Annotated in this window: 16 protein-coding genes and 1 pseudogene; 7 read left to right on the forward strand and 10 right to left on the reverse strand. The window is 55.5% G+C overall.

Annotation, left to right across the window (positions count from 1 at the left end; all coding sequences use genetic code 11):
• Positions 1-6: 6 nt before the first annotated feature.
• Positions 7-396 carry a DUF983 domain-containing protein gene (locus AB1E33_RS19480; protein WP_372578926.1) on the reverse strand — a complete coding sequence of 130 codons (390 nt, stop codon included), beginning with the start codon at positions 394-396 and terminating at the stop codon, positions 7-9.
• Between the two features lie 120 nt (positions 397-516).
• Here AB1E33_RS19480 and AB1E33_RS19485 point away from each other — a divergent pair, with 120 nt between their 5' ends.
• The 3 genes and pseudogenes from AB1E33_RS19485 to AB1E33_RS19495 all read left to right on the forward strand — a co-directional run.
• Positions 517-1926, forward strand: coding sequence for an aminotransferase-like domain-containing protein (locus AB1E33_RS19485; protein ID WP_372578927.1), 1410 nt, complete (start codon positions 517-519; stop codon positions 1924-1926).
• An 88-nt stretch (positions 1927-2014) separates the two neighbouring features.
• Positions 2015-2794 (forward strand): type I methionyl aminopeptidase, encoded by a 780-nt coding sequence (gene map / locus AB1E33_RS19490; protein ID WP_372578928.1) that lies wholly within the window; start codon positions 2015-2017, stop codon positions 2792-2794.
• A 75-nt stretch (positions 2795-2869) separates the two neighbouring features.
• A pseudogene (locus tag AB1E33_RS19495) lies at positions 2870-3208 on the forward strand (YybH family protein); the annotation flags it as partial.
• A 215-nt stretch (positions 3209-3423) separates the two neighbouring features.
• On the opposite strand, the gene AB1E33_RS19500 reads toward AB1E33_RS19495, so the two are convergent.
• The gene (locus AB1E33_RS19500) at positions 3424-3951 is read right to left on the reverse strand and encodes a helix-turn-helix domain-containing protein (RefSeq protein ID WP_372578929.1); all 528 of its coding nucleotides are present in this window, start codon (positions 3949-3951) and stop codon (positions 3424-3426) included.
• A 467-nt stretch (positions 3952-4418) separates the two neighbouring features.
• Positions 4419-5039, reverse strand: coding sequence for a TetR/AcrR family transcriptional regulator (locus tag AB1E33_RS19505; protein WP_372578930.1), 621 nt, complete (start codon positions 5037-5039; stop codon positions 4419-4421).
• A 106-nt stretch (positions 5040-5145) separates the two neighbouring features.
• On the opposite strand from AB1E33_RS19505, the gene AB1E33_RS19510 reads away from it, so the two are divergent.
• From AB1E33_RS19510 to AB1E33_RS19520, 3 genes are all read left to right on the forward strand, one after another.
• A complete protein-coding gene (locus AB1E33_RS19510; RefSeq protein WP_372578931.1) occupies positions 5146-5607 on the forward strand; it encodes a DMT family transporter in 462 nt (153 codons plus the stop codon).
• A gap of 63 nt (positions 5608-5670) precedes the next feature.
• Entirely contained in the window at positions 5671-6126 is a 456-nt protein-coding gene (locus AB1E33_RS19515) for a nuclear transport factor 2 family protein (RefSeq protein WP_372578932.1), read from the forward strand.
• Positions 6119-6994: an ergot alkaloid biosynthesis protein gene (locus tag AB1E33_RS19520; RefSeq protein WP_372578933.1), complete on the forward strand. Its 876-nt coding sequence runs from the start codon at positions 6119-6121 to the stop codon at positions 6992-6994. The genes AB1E33_RS19515 and AB1E33_RS19520 overlap by 8 nt, the downstream gene beginning before the upstream one ends.
• A 35-nt stretch (positions 6995-7029) precedes the next feature.
• Here the strand turns inward: AB1E33_RS19520 and AB1E33_RS19525 are convergent, their stop codons facing one another.
• Genes AB1E33_RS19525 through AB1E33_RS19535 form a run of 3 tightly spaced genes read right to left on the reverse strand, consistent with a single transcriptional unit; the run spans position 7030 to position 8473 of the window.
• Complete coding sequence (locus tag AB1E33_RS19525; RefSeq protein ID WP_372578934.1) at positions 7030-7638, reverse strand: dihydrofolate reductase family protein; 609 nt, start codon at positions 7636-7638, stop codon at positions 7030-7032.
• Between the two features lie 12 nt (positions 7639-7650).
• Positions 7651-8142 (reverse strand): SRPBCC family protein, encoded by a 492-nt coding sequence (locus AB1E33_RS19530; protein WP_372578935.1) that lies wholly within the window; start codon positions 8140-8142, stop codon positions 7651-7653.
• Positions 8135-8473 carry an ArsR/SmtB family transcription factor gene (locus AB1E33_RS19535; RefSeq protein ID WP_372578936.1) on the reverse strand — a complete coding sequence of 113 codons (339 nt, stop codon included), beginning with the start codon at positions 8471-8473 and terminating at the stop codon, positions 8135-8137. Before AB1E33_RS19535 ends, AB1E33_RS19530 begins: the two co-directional genes overlap by 8 nt.
• Positions 8474-8812: 339 nt before the next feature.
• On the opposite strand from AB1E33_RS19535, the gene AB1E33_RS19540 reads away from it, so the two are divergent.
• Entirely contained in the window at positions 8813-9586 is a 774-nt protein-coding gene (locus AB1E33_RS19540) for a prephenate dehydrogenase/arogenate dehydrogenase family protein (RefSeq protein WP_372578937.1), read from the forward strand.
• Positions 9587-10020: 434 nt separating this feature from the next.
• On the opposite strand, the gene gyrB is transcribed toward AB1E33_RS19540, so the two are convergent.
• From gyrB to dnaA, 4 genes are all read right to left on the reverse strand, one after another.
• Positions 10021-12438 carry a DNA topoisomerase (ATP-hydrolyzing) subunit B gene (gene gyrB, locus AB1E33_RS19545; protein ID WP_372578938.1) on the reverse strand — a complete coding sequence of 806 codons (2418 nt, stop codon included), beginning with the start codon at positions 12436-12438 and terminating at the stop codon, positions 10021-10023.
• Between the two features lie 82 nt (positions 12439-12520).
• Entirely contained in the window at positions 12521-13618 is a 1098-nt protein-coding gene (gene recF / locus AB1E33_RS19550) for a DNA replication/repair protein RecF (RefSeq protein WP_372578939.1), read from the reverse strand.
• Positions 13619-13682: 64 nt separating this feature from the next.
• On the reverse strand, positions 13683-14804 hold the full coding sequence (gene dnaN / locus AB1E33_RS19555) for a DNA polymerase III subunit beta (protein WP_372578940.1): 1122 nt from the start codon (positions 14802-14804) through the stop codon (positions 13683-13685).
• A 182-nt stretch (positions 14805-14986) separates the two neighbouring features.
• Positions 14987-16381 (reverse strand): chromosomal replication initiator protein DnaA, encoded by a 1395-nt coding sequence (gene dnaA, locus AB1E33_RS19560; protein WP_372578941.1) that lies wholly within the window; start codon positions 16379-16381, stop codon positions 14987-14989.
• Positions 16382-16514 lie beyond the last annotated feature (133 nt).

Below are 16514 nucleotides of genomic sequence, written 5' to 3' on the forward strand. Positions count from 1 at the left end.
GGCTGGCTAGAACCCGTGCATGCGTTTGGCCCATTGGTATCCGACAATCAGGCCCTTCATGACCGGCAGCAGTGCCAAGGCACCTACAACTGCAATCACAGACATGCTGAGTGCCAAGACCCAGGGTTCTGGCCTCCATGTCACCCATGCGATGTGCAACGCGAACCCCATAAGGTGGCCTACGATCAGGATCGTAAGATAAGCCGGACCATCATCAGCCCGCTGATGGCTCAGATCCAAACCGCAATTCGAGCACTCATCGTTCACTTTGATGTAGCTATGCAGCAGTTTTCCTTCTCCGCACTTGGGGCACTTGAGGCGCATCCCATTTATGATCGCGGGTTTGATGGGGCGCTCTTCGCTGTCGTCGTGGGCGTCAATTGCAAGGTCGGACATCTTTGATCTCCTTCGGTTGCGCCTCAGATAGTTTATCTTCAAACAAAATGCAATCAATAGCCAATCAATATTCCGGCAAGTGCGACAATATGTTGAAATACGCCTGTAATATGGGTAAAGGTGACAGACACAATCTTCTATATTGAATGGAATGATGCCTTGAAGCCATGGACACCGAACCTGCAAGACGACGGGAAACCACTCTATGTCCAGATCGCGGAAGCGATCAGACATGATGTAGAGACAGGTGTGCTTGATGCAGGTGACAGGCTTCCGCCTCAACGCAGCGTCGCCAAGCTTGTTGGATTAGACTTCACAACTGTGTCTCGCGGGTATTCTGAGGCCGCAAAGCGAGGGTATATCGACACCTTTGTCGGGCGGGGCTCGTTTATCCGAAAGCATGAAGAAACATCAGAAAAAGCAGACCCACGTCGCGCGCTGGAAGAAGACCCGAACATGAACATGCCCCCGGAGCCAGATGATCCGGTTCTGGTGGCCCGCATGGAGCAAGGCCTTACCCACGTCGCTGCGAACCTTGTTCCATTGCTTCGCTACCAATCCATTATTGGCAGCCGGCAGGATCGAGAAACAGCGGCGCGTTGGATGAACATCAATGGTATCGATGTTACAGCGGACCAATTGGCAATAACGCCCGGCGCACATGCCAGTCTTCTGTCGATCCTGTTTTTGCTCTCCAAGCCAGGAGACACCGTGCTCTGTGAGTGTGTGACCTATCCAGGTATTCGTGCCATCGCGGCCCAACTTGGTATTCGGCTTGTCGGCGTGAGCTCAGATAACTGCGGTATTCTCCCTTATGAACTGGATGCTGCCATCCAAGAGCACGCACCTTCTGCGCTTTATCTGAACCCGACGCTGCAAAACCCTCTGACGCTTACAATTCCAAAGGATCGGCGTGAGCAGATCGCGTCCGTTTTGGTTAGGTACGGTTTGCCTTTGATTGAAGATGACGCTTGCCGTTTTGTGTCGTCAGATGCGCCACCGCCTATCTCACAGCAGATTCCCGAATTGGGGTGGTACATCGCGGGTCTTTCCAAATGTTTGGGCGCTGGTTTGAGGCTTGCGCTTACGGTGGTTCCGTCTGGGCTGTCGAAAACCCACTTCACGCGGGCTTTGCAGGCATCGAATGTCATGGCGTCACCAATCACAACAGCTTTGATGGCGCGATGGGCCGAGGATGGTACAGCCGCGGCGGTGCAGAAGTTCGTCCGTAAGGAGGCGAACCGCAGACAGAATCTTGCGGCCAAGATCATGCAGGACCAAGACTTCGTGGGTAACAACGAAGCATTCAATATCTGGCTCAAGCTGCCCGAAGGGGCCAGCCGAGCTGACGTGATGAGTCACATGGCCAATCGCCAAATCGGAGTTATGCCCAGTAACGCCTTTACCGTAACCGGTACACCCGACGAAGCGGTCAGGGTGTGCCTGGGAGGCCCAGTCTCATACAGCCAGCTGACTGAAGATCTCGAAGCACTAAACTATGCGATCACCCATCAAAATTGGGTTCCCTAAACAGTCTTTTGACTCCGAAACAAAAACGAGACGCAATGTGGTTACCATCAGAGCCGAAAGCCTGGTGGTGAGCTGAAAGGTGAAAGAAATGGTCAAGACACCAGAAGAGATTGAGCTGATGCGGGTGTCCGGTAAGCTTCTGGCCTCCGTTTTTGAGATGCTGGATCAGCAGGACTTTCTGGGTATGTCCACCTTGCAGGTCAATGATCTGGTCGAGGACTTCATCACCAATGATCTTGAGGCCCGTCCAGCAAGCAAAGGTCAGTACGGGTTCGAGTATGTTCTGAATTCCTCGATCAACGAGGTCGTATGTCACGGAGTGCCGTCAGATGATGATGTCATTCAGGACGGTGACATTGTGAACTTTGACATCACGCTGGAAAAGAACGGGTTCATTGCGGATTCAAGCAAAACATATCTGGTTGGAAATACTGCCCCCGCAACCAAGCGGCTTGTGCTGATTGCCCAACAGGCCATGTGGCAAGGTATCAAGGCAGTAAAGCCTGGAGCCTATGTCGGCGATATTGGGTTCGCCATCGAGAAATACGCCAAGAAGAACCGGTGCTCAGTTGTGCGTGAGTACTGCGGGCATGGCATCGGGCGAAAGATGCACGAGGAGCCCCAGGTCACGAACTTCGGAAAACCAGGAACAGGCGTGAGGCTTCGGGAAGGAATGGTCTTCACGATTGAGCCTATGATCAACAGGGGCACTGGCAAGACTGTGACTAAGGATGATGGATGGACGGTCATCACAAAAGACAGGAAGCTCTCAGCTCAGTTCGAACACACAGTTGCTGTGACCAAGTCGGGCGTCGAGGTACTGACGCTGCGTGGGAACGAGAGCGCAGCCGCGAGAGTCATCGAGTAGATGTGTTAGCATGCAATCATGAGCGATCACGACGTCCTTAATCTGATCAAGCAAGCTGATTAGGCCGTAAGTGCTGAAGACTTTGAAGCTCTGATGGAGTTTTACGCTGATGATGCCGTTCTGGTCGTTCAGCCTGGTCAAATCGCAAGAGGTAAGGCTCAAATTAGGAAAGCGTTTGAAGCAATCGCGAAGCACTTCAAAAACGCACTGACCGTCTCGCAGGGCGAAGCGCAGGTGATCGAGGGTGGCGACACGGCACTGGTCGTCATGGAAACGCACCTTCACATTGGTGACGAGGCCGAGCCAATCACTCGCCGTGCAACTTATGTTTTCAGGAGAGATCCGGCTTACGGATGGCTTTGCACAGTCGACAACTCCTATGGAACCGAACTGCTCGACGCACCTTCACATTGATGACGAGATCAAGCCAGTCACTCGCCGTGCAACCTGTGTTTTCAGGAGAGATAGGTAGAAATCAACAAGACTAAAAAGCTGCACCTTTGAAGCAGCTAGAAGTATGCTCATTTGCCGGAAGTTGCATCTCGAAACGCCCACTTGAGTGGACACATTAAGGCCCAACGCAGGCTGGGCATCTTGCTTCGAGAGTCTGAAAGTCACGGGACTCAAATTTAAGAGCTTGGCTCAGGCAGCAATGGCTCCTCATTCAAGCCTCTCTTTGTAATCTCAGGATCCCTTTCGATCATTTCGAAGTATGCAACTGTTGAACCATCTGGTCTACGCGATCCATTCTCGTAGTTTTGAAGGGTTCGCATCTCAACACCATAGAGCACGGAGAACTGCTCCTGAGTGAAGCCTAGACGTCTCCTGAGCTGTTTTACCGAATACTCTTTCTTTGGCGTCACCAGATGGGCTCGTATGCCATAACCAGTAAGCTCCCTCATAAGTTCATTGGGGTTCTCTACCTTCGGAACAATAATCGCGACAGGCTTCCCTGCGAGGGCAGAATCAACTGATCTCTTGGCCTTGGTCAGCGAGAGGCCGTTTCGACGCAAGGTCATCACTGCGAGATACGTGTTAGCGCCGCGGTCCACTTCACTTAGGATCAGGTGCTCTTTTGAACCGCATTGGTTTTGGGGTTCGCCCTGGGTTTGCCCCAGTCGTCCTTTTAGCTCCTTCAATGACAATTGCTTCGACATCGCGAAACACCTCTAGCTCCAATACGCCCCTGGCGATCTTACGTAACTCAATGCCGCCGATACTGTTGAGATCTAAGCCATCCTCTCCATGAGTGTGCGTTCTTCGAGCGATGACTACATCTCCATCAATCTCATTTTCCCCCAGCATAACCAAGGCTCCGACATTAAGTCGTACTGAGACCAGCAAAATATCACCTTCGCTCTCGGAGCCTACCTCAACAGCCAGGACACTTATTTAATTTAAATACGTCAATGAGTGATATGTTTCAAGCTGCCCACAGAGAGAAGTTCAACGTCCCACTCTTAGTAACGTGCTAAAAAACAAGCAATAATGGCATTCCTGCCCATAGCGGGAAGCACACAAAGTATGCTCAATTTCGTGTAATGCCTGCTATGAGGAATAAACGGCATCAATGAAGACGCCCGAGACGACTTATTGCTGATAGATATTGTTTTCGGTTAGGAGGTTACGAACCGGTAGAGTTGAGCGCCAACTGCGTAAATCTTCTGATGTCGGCTGACCTGACTGGTCTGTGTTGAACGATAACGTGCCAGTAGAGTGGCGCGATGAACAGGTCGAGCATCATCTGCCGATCCGTGTCTTGGGAAAGCTCACCACGCTCAATAGCTCTGTCCAACATGATCATTGCCTGGGCCCGGCGATCCCGCGTCACACTCTCCAGCAATTCGGCAAGCTCATCAGAACGAGCGTGCTCAGCATGCAGGTCCGGTAGAATCCGTCTCACAAGCGGATGACGCAGAGTTGCAGCCATTCTCCTCATAAGCCTGGCAACGTCCTTCTCAAACGATCCTGTGTCCGGAATAGGGGTGATATTTGTCGCCGTTGATTTCACCGCTTCGGTCACCAGCTCAAACTTGGATTTACTCCGTCGATAGAGCGCCGCCTTTCCGACACCAGCCCGCGCCGAAATGCGCTCCATGCGTAGCGCAGAATACCCTGTTTCCGCCCATTCTTCGAACAAGGCACGTTGGATTGCATCCGTCACCGTGTCTTGCAAAACGGCAGCCCCGGCAGGCTTCCGACGTGGCTGAATGAAATTTTTTTCGTCGGAACCCTTGCGTTCCATCGTGATTCTCCCTTATGTAGGACGAAACAGTATCGTTCCGACGTAGTTTGAAGCAAACTTATCGATACTGCAACCTGTTTTTGGCGACTTGTGAAAGGACGCGAAGATGGACCTGAAAATCGCACTTCTGTGGTTTGCGCCTCTGCTTTGCGGCGCTTTGATACCCATCCATGCCGGAATGAACGCCGAGCTCAGCCGCGCGGCTGGTCACCCACTCTGGGCGACCCTGTTGTCCTTTGGAATTTCATTTGTTTGCCTGGTGGGCGGGATCGCTTGGCTCCGTCCAACATTGCCAAGCTTATCATCGCTATATGTGGCTCCTCCCTGGGCGTGGGTAGGAGGTGTGATCGGTGTCATTTACGTGATGGCGACCATGGTTCTGATCCCACGCTTTGGGGCCGCCGCCTTTATTGCTGCTGTTGTCGCCGGTCAAATGACAATGGCACTCATCCTGGACCAGAACGGGCTACTTGGGAACGCTCCTCGACCAGCAGACTTCTATCGCATCGCTGGTGCTGTGTTGTCGATTGCAGGTGTCCTCATCATGCAGATTGGAAAAACAACATAAACCAAGCCACCACTCACACAAAAATCTTCCCGAATAGGGATCAACACGAAGTTAGGAGAGATCATGTCTGATACGAACACGATACCAAGCTTTGGCGCGATGCTACGCCGCGCCCTCGGCGATGTAATCATCGCAGATGCGGGTGAGAACTTCCTGGACATGTGTGATGAAGGCATTGTGTTCGAGTTCCCGTTTTCGCCAGAAGGCTCCGTGCGAGAACTGCGCGGGCGGGATGCAATGGCGGCCTATCTTCCCAAGGCTGGTGGCCTCATCAGCTTTGAATCCATGAGCCCCGCGATCACCCATGTTGCCAAAGACGGCGAGACCTTTGTTTTGGAATTCTCCTGTAAAGGCAAAGGCGAAGCTGGACGCTATGACCAGAACTACATCTCGGTTATCGAGGTCAAAAACGGACGTATCACCAACTACCGTGACTACTGGAATCCTCTGGTTCTGCTGAATGCGGTCGGAGGCGTCGAAGTTCTGAAATCTAAGCTGGGAGACTTTATCGATGACTAATACCATTCTTGTCACTGGCGGCACCGGGAAAACCGGCAGCCGCGTTGTCGAGCAGCTGAAAGCGAATGGTGTCGTTCCGCGCGTCGGCACACGTAGCCCAAAGCGTGCGAACGATGTGCGCTTCGACTGGAAAGACCCATCGACTTTCGCGGATGCCTTCGATGGCGTCAGGGCTGTTTATCTCGTAGCACCCACAGACACCGTAGATTCACTGGGAGCAATGCAGCCCGGCCTTGAGGCAGCACTTGCCACTGGTGTCTCGCGCTTTGTGCTACTGAGTGCTTCCTCGCTTGAGGAGAGCGGCCCCATGATGGGCGCGGTTCACGCCTGGCTTCGTACCAATGCTCTGGAATGGGGAGTGTTGCGGCCAACCTGGTTCATGCAGAACTTTTCGGAACAGCAGCATCATGATCCTATCCGTGATGAAGGGGCCATCTACACAGCGACTGATGACGGCCGTATAGGCTTTATCGATGCGAACGATATTGCTGCTTGCGCCGCAGCTCTGCTGGTGGCTCCGTCAGTCGAGAATAAGAACTACATCCTCACCGGCCCCGAAGCGATTTCCTATGATGTGGTTGCCGAGACGCTGAGCAATCAATTGGGACGGCAAATCACCCACCATCGCCTGACAGTTGACGGTCTCGCTGCGCGGCATCGTGATCATGGATTGCCTGACGAGTATGCGACCACGTTGGCTGCGATGGATGGTGCAATTGCGTCCGGATCTGAGGATCGCGTCACCGATCATGTTCTGCATCTGAGCGGACGGGCTCCCACGTCCTTCGCAGATTTCGTTCGGCAAAACCTTGGGGCCTGGTCAACCCGGTCAATAGAGATGCCTCGTGGGACAACAACAGTCAGTTGAGCTGAGTGCACGGCGCGGTGACGGCGAGCTCACGATCACGATTGCGGTGCGGGTACAAAGCCGTCACTTTCGGGCTGGTAGAACTGCATCGTTGCACCATTTCCACAGTGCTCAAATCTGGTAAGCTTTAGTCGGCATGGCGGGCTGCCGTTCTCGAAAAGGCGCTTTCCGCCGCCGACAACTACCGGAAAAATCCACAAGCGGAACTCGTCGATAAGGTTATGGGCTAGAAGAGTTTGTATCAGCCGGGCGCTGCCATGAACCTGCAAAAGAGGCCCATCCCGTGCCTTCAAAGACGAGATATCGCCGACGACGTCATCGTTGATCGGGTGCGAGTTTTCCCAGCGCAAACCGTCAGGCTGCGATGTCGCTACGTATTTTCTGGCCCCATTCATTCGGTCTGACAGAGCGGATTTTGGTGCGTTCGGCCAATGACCCGCGAAGATGTCGTAGGTCTTGCGGCCAAAAACCATGTCATACGGTTCGGACATGGCGTGACGTTCAACCTGATCCATCACGCCCTCCCAAAACGGCGCGGCCCAGCCACCGTGTTCAAATCCTTCGGACGGATCTTCTTCTGGCATACTTGGGGATTGCATCACGCCATCGAGCGTCACGAATGTCAGAATGGCTAGCTGTCGCATTTGTCCTACCTGTCAGCCGCCTTCTCTTGCGGAAAGATACTCGACAAGCTTGTCAAAGGCCTGATTCCAGCCGCCGGCACCTGCTGTGCCCGCCTCAACACCGATGTGGACCATGGTCATTAACGTTTTCCCGTTCGCTTCAGAGAGTTCAACAATGATCTCGGTTATGTCGGGAAAGTCATCAGGCATACCCATCGCCTGCGGTGTGATAAGGTTGCCATCCTCATCACACATACTCTCCGTATAGACGAGACGATGCGGTCGGTTGACTTCTTTGTACACGCCAGTGAACCACATTTTCATGGGTCGCTCAGCCGACTTCATTTCCATGCAAACCTTACGCGTGCCGCCAACAACCACGTCCATTTCGGCTACTGGAACCGACATGCCACGGGGTCCGTACCATGCACTAAACAGGGCCGGGTCAGTCCACATGTCCCAGATGGTGCCAATCGGGGCTTCAAATTCTCGCTCGATCTTTACCCATTTCTTCTCGTCATTCATCTGGTGTTTCCTTCATTCCATTCAGAATTCTGTCCATGGCGTCGAACCGAGCCTCCCAGAAGAAACGGTATTGGTCGGTCCAGCTTGCAACGGCCTCCAACGGTTTTGTGTCTAAAGCACAAGGGCGGAACTGAGCATCCTTGCCACGTGAGACCAAGCCAGCAGCCTCCAGCACCCGGATATGTTTGGAAATCGCGGGTAAGGTCGCATCGAAGGGTTCTGCAAGCTCGTTCACGGTCGCTGTGCCTTTGGCCAATCGGGCCAGAATTGCGCGCCTCGTCGGGTGCGCCAGTGCTGAAAAAGCTGCATCAAGTTGTTTATCACCTGCCATGGCGCAATATTATACCAGTTAGTTAATTAATCAACTGGTATAATAGAGTTCTGCAAGTACGTGTTCGCATTCGCCGCTTTTGTGCGGCTTAGGCGAGCCGAAGTTCAATACACCGTCGGCAGACACCATCAGTTTTGGAGCGTTCCCAGGCAAATGGTTGACTTCAACCTGAATGGTGAACTAATTCGATATATATGATGAAAGCGTTCGACATTTCCAAAGGTTATTACCCTCAGCTTGCATAGCTGCGGACGCTTCACTGTGAATTTTCCGCTGCCCTGACAGCGGTCTTAACACGAAATGATCTCCTGCCGGGCGGCAGTTTTTTGAGGTCATGAGATGAAAAACTCTAGAGTTGAAAAAACCGAGACGTCTGTCGGTATCATCGGTTTCGGCGCATTTGGGCAGCTGATCGCCAGACACTTGAACCAGAAATTTGAGTTGCTTGCATATGATCCGTCACCACACCTGGGAGAAGACGCGTCGAAGCTCGGCGTGTCATTTGCTTCTCTTGGTCAAGTTGCAATGTGCGACGTTATTGTAATCGCTTCACCTGTTTCAAGCTTTGAGAGTGTAGTGAAATCCATTGCTGCAATCTGCCGGCCAGGTGCGATCATAGTTGATGTTGGCTCGGTAAAAGTTCAACCCTCTGAAATTATGGACAGGCTACTCCCAGATTACGTTAGTATCGTCGCAACCCATCCACTATTCGGCCCGCAAAGCGCTCGCAATGGTGTCAGAGGTCTAAAGATCGCGGTTTGTCCAATACGCGGGCATCACCATACCCATGTTGCGGCTTTTCTACGAAAACACCTAGGCCTTCACGTCATAATGACGACACCTGACCAGCACGACAGGGATGCGGCAACTGTTCAAGGCATTACCCATTTGATTGCTAAAGTGTTGCTGCGCATGGGGCCTTTACCGTCTCGCATGACGACCAGAAGTTTTGATCTGATCTCAGAAGCGATCTCGATGGTACAACATGATGCGCCAGAGGTTTTTGAGGCTATTGAGAACGCAAACCCCTACACAAAAGAAGTCAGGCAACGGTTCTTTGGTTTGGCATTCGAACTGAGTTCTATTTTGGAAGATAGCGAGAAGCACGATTGAGCAGCTACCTGTGCCTAGAGGCCCAGACGAAGAAAAAGTAAGCGAGCTACTACGAAGGATGACTGGTGCAGCCACATGGCAAGGGCACCATATGATAACAGCCTTGAATGCCGCCGAGGGGTGGTCTGACGATTACTTTCAGCAGTTTGGGACCGAACGTCCGCTTTCTCCTTAATAAACTGTTCGCTTTGCACTCGCGGCCAAGGTCAGCTCTCCGCCCGATCTTCTAGTTGAGGATGTCCGCAGTGGGCTGGAAGCGGCCATCCGAAAACCTTCCCCGGCAATACGGCGATGGCGCGAAACAAGCAAAGAATGAGACCCGAAGATATGGAGCCTCGAACCAAGAAAGTTGAAGGTTAATGCGCCCAAAGTTTTGGGCCAAAAATGCAATTCTTTGGGCGAAATGCAAAGCTATGGGCGCACCTACAAAACCTCTAAAAATCCAAGTTCTCGACGCTGAGCGCGTTTTTCTGAATGAACTCGCGGCGGGGTTCGACGACGTCTCCCATGAGTTTGGTGAAGAGATCGTCAGCTTCGACCATGTCATCCACCCGCACCTGCAGGAGTGTGCGCGCATCCGGGTCCAGGGTGGTTTCCCAGAGCTGGTCGGGGTTCATTTCCCCCAGACCCTTGTACCGTTGCAATGACAAGCCTTTTTCACCCTCTTCCAGGATCGCGCGTAAGAGATCCAGGGGCCCGTGGATCGCCTGCATCCGGTCGCGGCGGACAAGTGTTGCGGGGGTGCTATATATCTCCTGCAGGCTCTGAGTGAAGCTACCTGTCTTGCGCGCTTCGCCCGAGCGCAGCATTGGGCCGTCCAATGTGCGCACCTCTTCCACGCCGCGCAGGATGCGGGCCAGTCGGATGCCGTGATCCTGGGTGATCCGGCCCTGCCAGCCGCGCTCGTATTCCAGCGCGATGAGGTCGAGTCGGGTGGCGACCTTATCGGCCACACCCTGCAGATCCGCATCCACAGCGCCCGGCACAAAAGCCCCGGCAACGGCGGCCTGTTCCAGAATATGGCGCGGGTAATGGGTCGGGAATGCATCCAAAACGCGTTTCAGCTGCCGCGCTTCGTCGACAACACGGGTCAGATCCTGGCCAATGATCTCTTCGCCATTGCCAAGCCGCAGTATCGCACCCTCAACCCCTTGATTTATAAGATAATCATCCAGCGCGGCTTGATCTTTCAGATAGACCTCGGATTTACCGCGCGCCACCTTGTAAAGCGGCGGCTGTGCGATATAGAGATACCCGCCTTCGATCAATTCCGGCATCTGCCGGTAGAAAAAGGTCAAAAGCAGCGTGCGGATATGCGCGCCATCCACATCCGCATCGGTCATGATGACGATCTTGTGGTAGCGCAGTTTCTCGATGTTGAATTCGTCGCGACCGATGCCAGTGCCCAGCGCCATGACCAGATTGCCGATCTCCTGACTGGAGAGCATCCGATCAAAACGCGCCCGCTCCACGTTCAGGATCTTGCCGCGCAGGGGCAGTACGGCTTGTGTCAGCCGGTCGCGCCCGGTCTGGGCCGAACCACCGGCTGAATCGCCCTCGACCAGAAACACCTCGGTCTTGGAGGGGTCCTTTTCGGAGCAGTCCTTGAGCTTGCCAGCGAGATAGTTCACATCCATCGCCGTCTTGCGCCGGGTCAACTCGCGGGCCTTGCGTGCGGCCTCGCGGGCCAGGGCGGCCTCGATGATCTTGCCGACGATCTGCTTGGCCTCGTTGGGGTTCTCTTCAAACCATTCGGCCAGTTTCTCGTTCACCATGCTTTCGACGGCGGGGCGCACTTCGGACGAAACCAGCTTGTCCTTCGTCTGGGATGAGAATTTCGGGTCCGGCACCTTGACCGACAACACACAGGTCAGCCCCTCGCGAGCATCGTCACCGGTAAAGTTGATCTTCTCGCGTTTCGCGATGCCACTAGACTGGGCGTAGTTGTTGATCGTCCGTGTCAGCGCGCCGCGAAAGCCTGCCACATGGGTGCCGCCATCGCGCTGTGGAATGTTGTTGGTGAAGGGCAGGACGGACTCGTGATAGCTGTCATTCCACCACATCGCGACCTCGACCCCGATCTCGTCGCGCTCGCCCTTGATGTAGATCGGCTGATCCATCACCGGGCTTTTCGAACGGTCGAGATATTTGACGAATTCTTTGACGCCACCTTCGTAGAACAGCTCGGTTTCCAGCCGCTCGGCAGGGCGTTCATCGATCAGAATGATGCGCACGCCCGAGTTCAGGAAGGCCAGTTCGCGCAGGCGTTTTTCCAGTGTCTCAAATGAGTATTCCAGGTCCGAGAACGTGTTAGTCGAGGCCAGAAACCGCACCTCGGTGCCGGTCTGTTCACCGCATTCCCCAACCACGCTCAGGTGCTCACTTGTCTCACCGCCTTCGAAGCGGGCGACATGTTCCTTACCTTCGCGCCAGATGCGCAGTTCCAGCCAATCGCTCAGTGCGTTCACAACCGATACACCAACCCCGTGCAACCCGCCCGACACCTTGTAGGAATTGCTGTCGAATTTCCCGCCGGCATGCAGTTGGGTCATGATGACTTCGGCGGCGGAAACGCCTTCTTCCTCGTGGATGCCCACCGGAATCCCGCGCCCGTTATCGCTGACCGAGACGCTGCTATCTGCGTGAATTTTCACCGTCACATGGTCGGCGTGACCAGCCAGTGCTTCGTCAATTCCATTGTCGACGACCTCATACACCATATGGTGCAGACCCGAGCCATCATCGGTATCCCCGATATACATGCCGGGCCGTTTGCGAACCGCCTCCAACCCCTTGAGAACCTTTATAGAATCCGCGCCATATTCCTGCGGGGTTTGCTCGTTCTCGGACATTCGCGGCTTCCTATTATATTCCTGCGATTTTATACGAAACGCAGGCGGGAATGTCACGTGAATCCCCCCTTTTTTTAGGGTTTCAGGCGGTCGAAACCCGCGAGATTCCCTCCTCTTCGGTCACCGCCAGCCCTTGCGCCCGATCACCCAGTTCGGCAAACAGTTCCGGCCCCGTCCCAGACATCCAGGCCTGCGCGCCCAACGCGCAGATCTCGTCATAAAGTGCAGCCCGGCGGACTGCATCCAGATGCGCTGCAACCTCGTCGAGCAGCAGGATCGGCGGTGTGCCGATAAGGCTAGATAGCGCCCGCGCATTAGCCAGGATCAGTGAGATCAGCAGCGCCTTTTGTTCCCCCGTCGAACAGTCTTTCGCCGGGACACCCTTGGCCGCGTAGACACCATAAAGGTCGCTGCGATGCGGCCCGGCCAGCGCGCGACCCGCCGCGATGTCGCGAAAGCGGGATTCCTGCAGCGCATCGCGCAGATCCGCCTCGGTTGCGGGCATCTCGCCCTCGGACTGGATCAGTTCCAACTCGGCGACCGGAAAGGCGGTTTCGGTCTCAGTCTGCGCCCGCCGCAAAAACGCCAGTGCCGAAAGACGGCTCTGATGGATCCGGTGTCCGGCCGCCGCCATCTGCTGCTCCAGCGCCCCGTACCAATGGGCATCGCGCATCTCGTCCTTCAGCAGGCGGTTGCGTTCGCGCATGGCCTTGTCATAGATCAGCGCCGCCTCGGCATGCTTGGGATCAAAGCTGAGAGCGATGCGGTCCAGAAATCGCCGCCGTCCGTCGGCCCCTTCGATCCAGAGCCGATCCATCGACGGGATCAGCCAGACTACTCGGGCGATCTGTCCCAGAGCGATCTGACTGACGCTCTTGCCATCCAGACGCACCTGCCGCGCCGCACCACCCTCGGACCAGGTCTCGATCTCGTACTGCTTGTCCTGCGCGCTGAGAAGTCCGGTCAGTTTCCAGCCCAGCGCTTCGGGACGACGTGTCATGTCCGCAGCACTTGCCCGGCGCAACCCGCGCCCGGGTGAAAACAGCGACACTGCCTCGATGATGTTGGTCTTGCCTGCGCCGTTGGGGCCGTGCAGCACCACGGGCCGCCCATCCAGCGTCATCTGCGCCAGCTTGTGGGATCGGAAATGAGACAGTTTCAGCGCGGTCAGGGCCAGCATGACACACGCGTCCTTCTTCTGTTCAAAAAAGTACCTCCGCCGGAGGTATCGCGCGCAAACGCGATCAGACGCGCATCGGCATGACTACATAGACCGCGCTCTGATCATTGCCTTCGCGCATTAGGGTCGGATCACCGGCCGAATTGAACATGAAGACCGCGTTTTCCCGATCCACCTGGCTGGCTATCTCCAGCAGGTATTTGGCGTTGAACCCGATTTCCAGCCGCTCATCGCCATAGGCCACCGCCAGCTCTTCCTCGGCGGCACCGCTGTCGGGGGCGTTGACCGACAGCACAAGCTTGTCTTCGTCCAATTGCAGTTTGACCGCGCGCGACCGTTCCGAGGATACGGTAGCCACTCGGTCCACGGCCTGCGCAAATTCCGAGGCGTCCACCTCCAGCCGTCGGTTATTGCCCTGAGGAATGACGCGGGTGTAGTCGGGGAAAGTGCCGTCGATCACTTTCGAGGTCAACGTGATGTCGGGCGTGGCGAACCGCACCTTGGTTTCGCTGACCGACACTGCGATGTCCATCTCGTCGTCGTCCAGCAGCTTGCGCAGTTCGCCCACGGTTTTGCGCGGCACGATCACGCCGGGCATGTCTTCGGCCCCGGCGGGTAGTTCCGAGTCGATCCGGGCAAGACGGTGACCATCCGTGGCAACACAGCGCAACGTCTTGCCCCCCTCGGGGCCGTCGGCCACATGCATGTAGACGCCGTTCAGGTAATAGCGGGTTTCCTCTGTGGAAATGGCGAATTTCGATTTGTCGAACAGCCGCCGCAACACGGCGGCATTGGCGGTGAAATTCGACTGGTATTCTGAGGACGCCATGACCGGGAAATCTTCCTTCGGCAGGGTCGCCAGCGAAAAGTTCGAGCGGCCCGCCTCGACTGTCAGACGGCCCGTCGCGTTGTCGGCGGTCAGAGTCACCAGCGCGCCGTCGGGAAGTTTGCGCACGATCTCATGCAGCGTAGTTGCGGCGACCGTGGTGGCGCCCGCGCGTTCAACCTGTGCAGGTGCGCTGTCGACCACTTCGATGTCCAGATCGGTTGCCCGAAACTGAATGCTGTCGCCTTCGGCCTCGATCAGCACATTGGCCAGAATGGGGATGGTGTTGCGCCGTTCCACAACAGACTGAGCCTGAGCCACGGCCTTGAGCAACGTGCCGCGTTCGATGCTGATCTTCATTTCCCTTGTTCCTCTGCATGGGCCGGGACACGCACCCTAGCGGGTTGCCGCACCGACACAAGATTTTTTACAGATTTGTCAGCCGGAAAGACACGGGCGTCAAGGCCCGCGCCCCACTCGGAACGCAGTTCCCGGCCGAACGTGAGGAGGAACACACAAATGGCCGGGAAATCGGGCTGAGATCAGGCTTCCAGCGCGCGGCGCAACATCTCGACATCTTCGGCGATCTGGCCGTCGGTTAGCTTCAGCTCTTCGATGCGGCGCACACCGTGCATGACGGTGGTGTGGTCGCGGCCGCCAAAGCGTCGCCCGATCTCGGGCAGGGACCGGCTGGTCAGCTGTTTGCACAGATACATGGCAATCTGCCGGGGTCGCGCATAAGAGCGCAGTCGTTTGGGTCCAATGATATCGCTAAGCCGGATGTTGTAGTAGTCCGAGACCTTGCGCTGGATTTCTTCGACCGTGATCTTGCGTTCCGAGGCGCGCAGGACATCGGCCAGACAATCCTGAGTCAGCTCCATGTCGATCTCGCGCCCAACCAGCGAGGCAAACGCGAATAGCCGGGTCAGGGCGCCTTCCAGCACACGCACATTGGTGGAAATGCGATGGGCCAGAAACTCCAGCACCCCGTCGCGGATCTTCAGATCGGGATAGGTGGCACTGTGCTGCTGCACCTTGTTCTGCAGGATACCCAGACGGAGTTCGTAATCAGTAGGATGCAGATCGACGACCAGGCCGCATTGCAGGCGCGATTTCACCCGGTCTTCCAGATCCTTGATCTCACCCGGTGCGCGATCGGCCGAGATGATGATCTGCTTGTTCTGGTCGACAAGCGCGTTGAAGGTGTGAAAGAACTCTTCCTGAGTGCTGTCCTTGCCGGCGATGAACTGGACATCATCGACCATCAGCACATCGACCGAGCGGAAGAGGTGCTTGAAATCCATCATGCGGCGTTCGCGTAGGGCCTGCACGAATCGGTACATGAACTGTTCTGCGGACAAGTAGAGGACATTAAGCTCGGGCTGGCGTTCGCGCAGTTCCCAGGCGATGGCGTGCATCAGATGGGTCTTGCCCAGCCCGACACCCCCATACAGCACAAGCGGGTTGAAGGTGACCGGGCCACCTTCGGACACGCGACGGGCCGCGGCATGGGCAAGTTCGTTCGGTTTGCCGACGACAAAGCGTTCAAAGGTGAATCGTTTGTCCAGAGGGGCGGTCTGCAACGCATCCAGCGGTGCATTGGCAGATGCGGAACTCACGGGTGCAACATTGGGCATTTCCGTCTCTTCCTGCTGGTCCGCGTCGTCTGGGGACGCGGCGGGGCGTGCGGGTGAGTTTGCCGCAACGCGAAATGCCAGGCGGCGCACGTCTTCCCCGGACGTGTTCAGCTCATACAGGATGAGATCCGCAAAGTTCTGGCTTACATAGTTTCCCACGAAATTTGTCGGTACTGAAAAGACGGCAACGCCATCTTCCAGTTCCTGAAATTTCATCGGCTCGATCCAGGTCGTATAGTTGTTCTTGCCGACTGTCTTGAGCAGCCGTTCGCGAAGTTGTCCCCATTTCTCTTGTGTCATCAAGCGCCTCACGCATCCCTCGTTTTGCCAGGCCGCATCGGGGCGGCCATTATTTGTGCCCATTTATTGACCGGGTTCGGGCCGGCCACGGTTCACACGCATGAGGATCGCGCCATCGGAAATGAATCCGATG

Source organism: Ruegeria hyattellae (assembly GCF_041537925.1).
Lineage (GTDB): Bacteria > Pseudomonadota > Alphaproteobacteria > Rhodobacterales > Rhodobacteraceae > Ruegeria_C.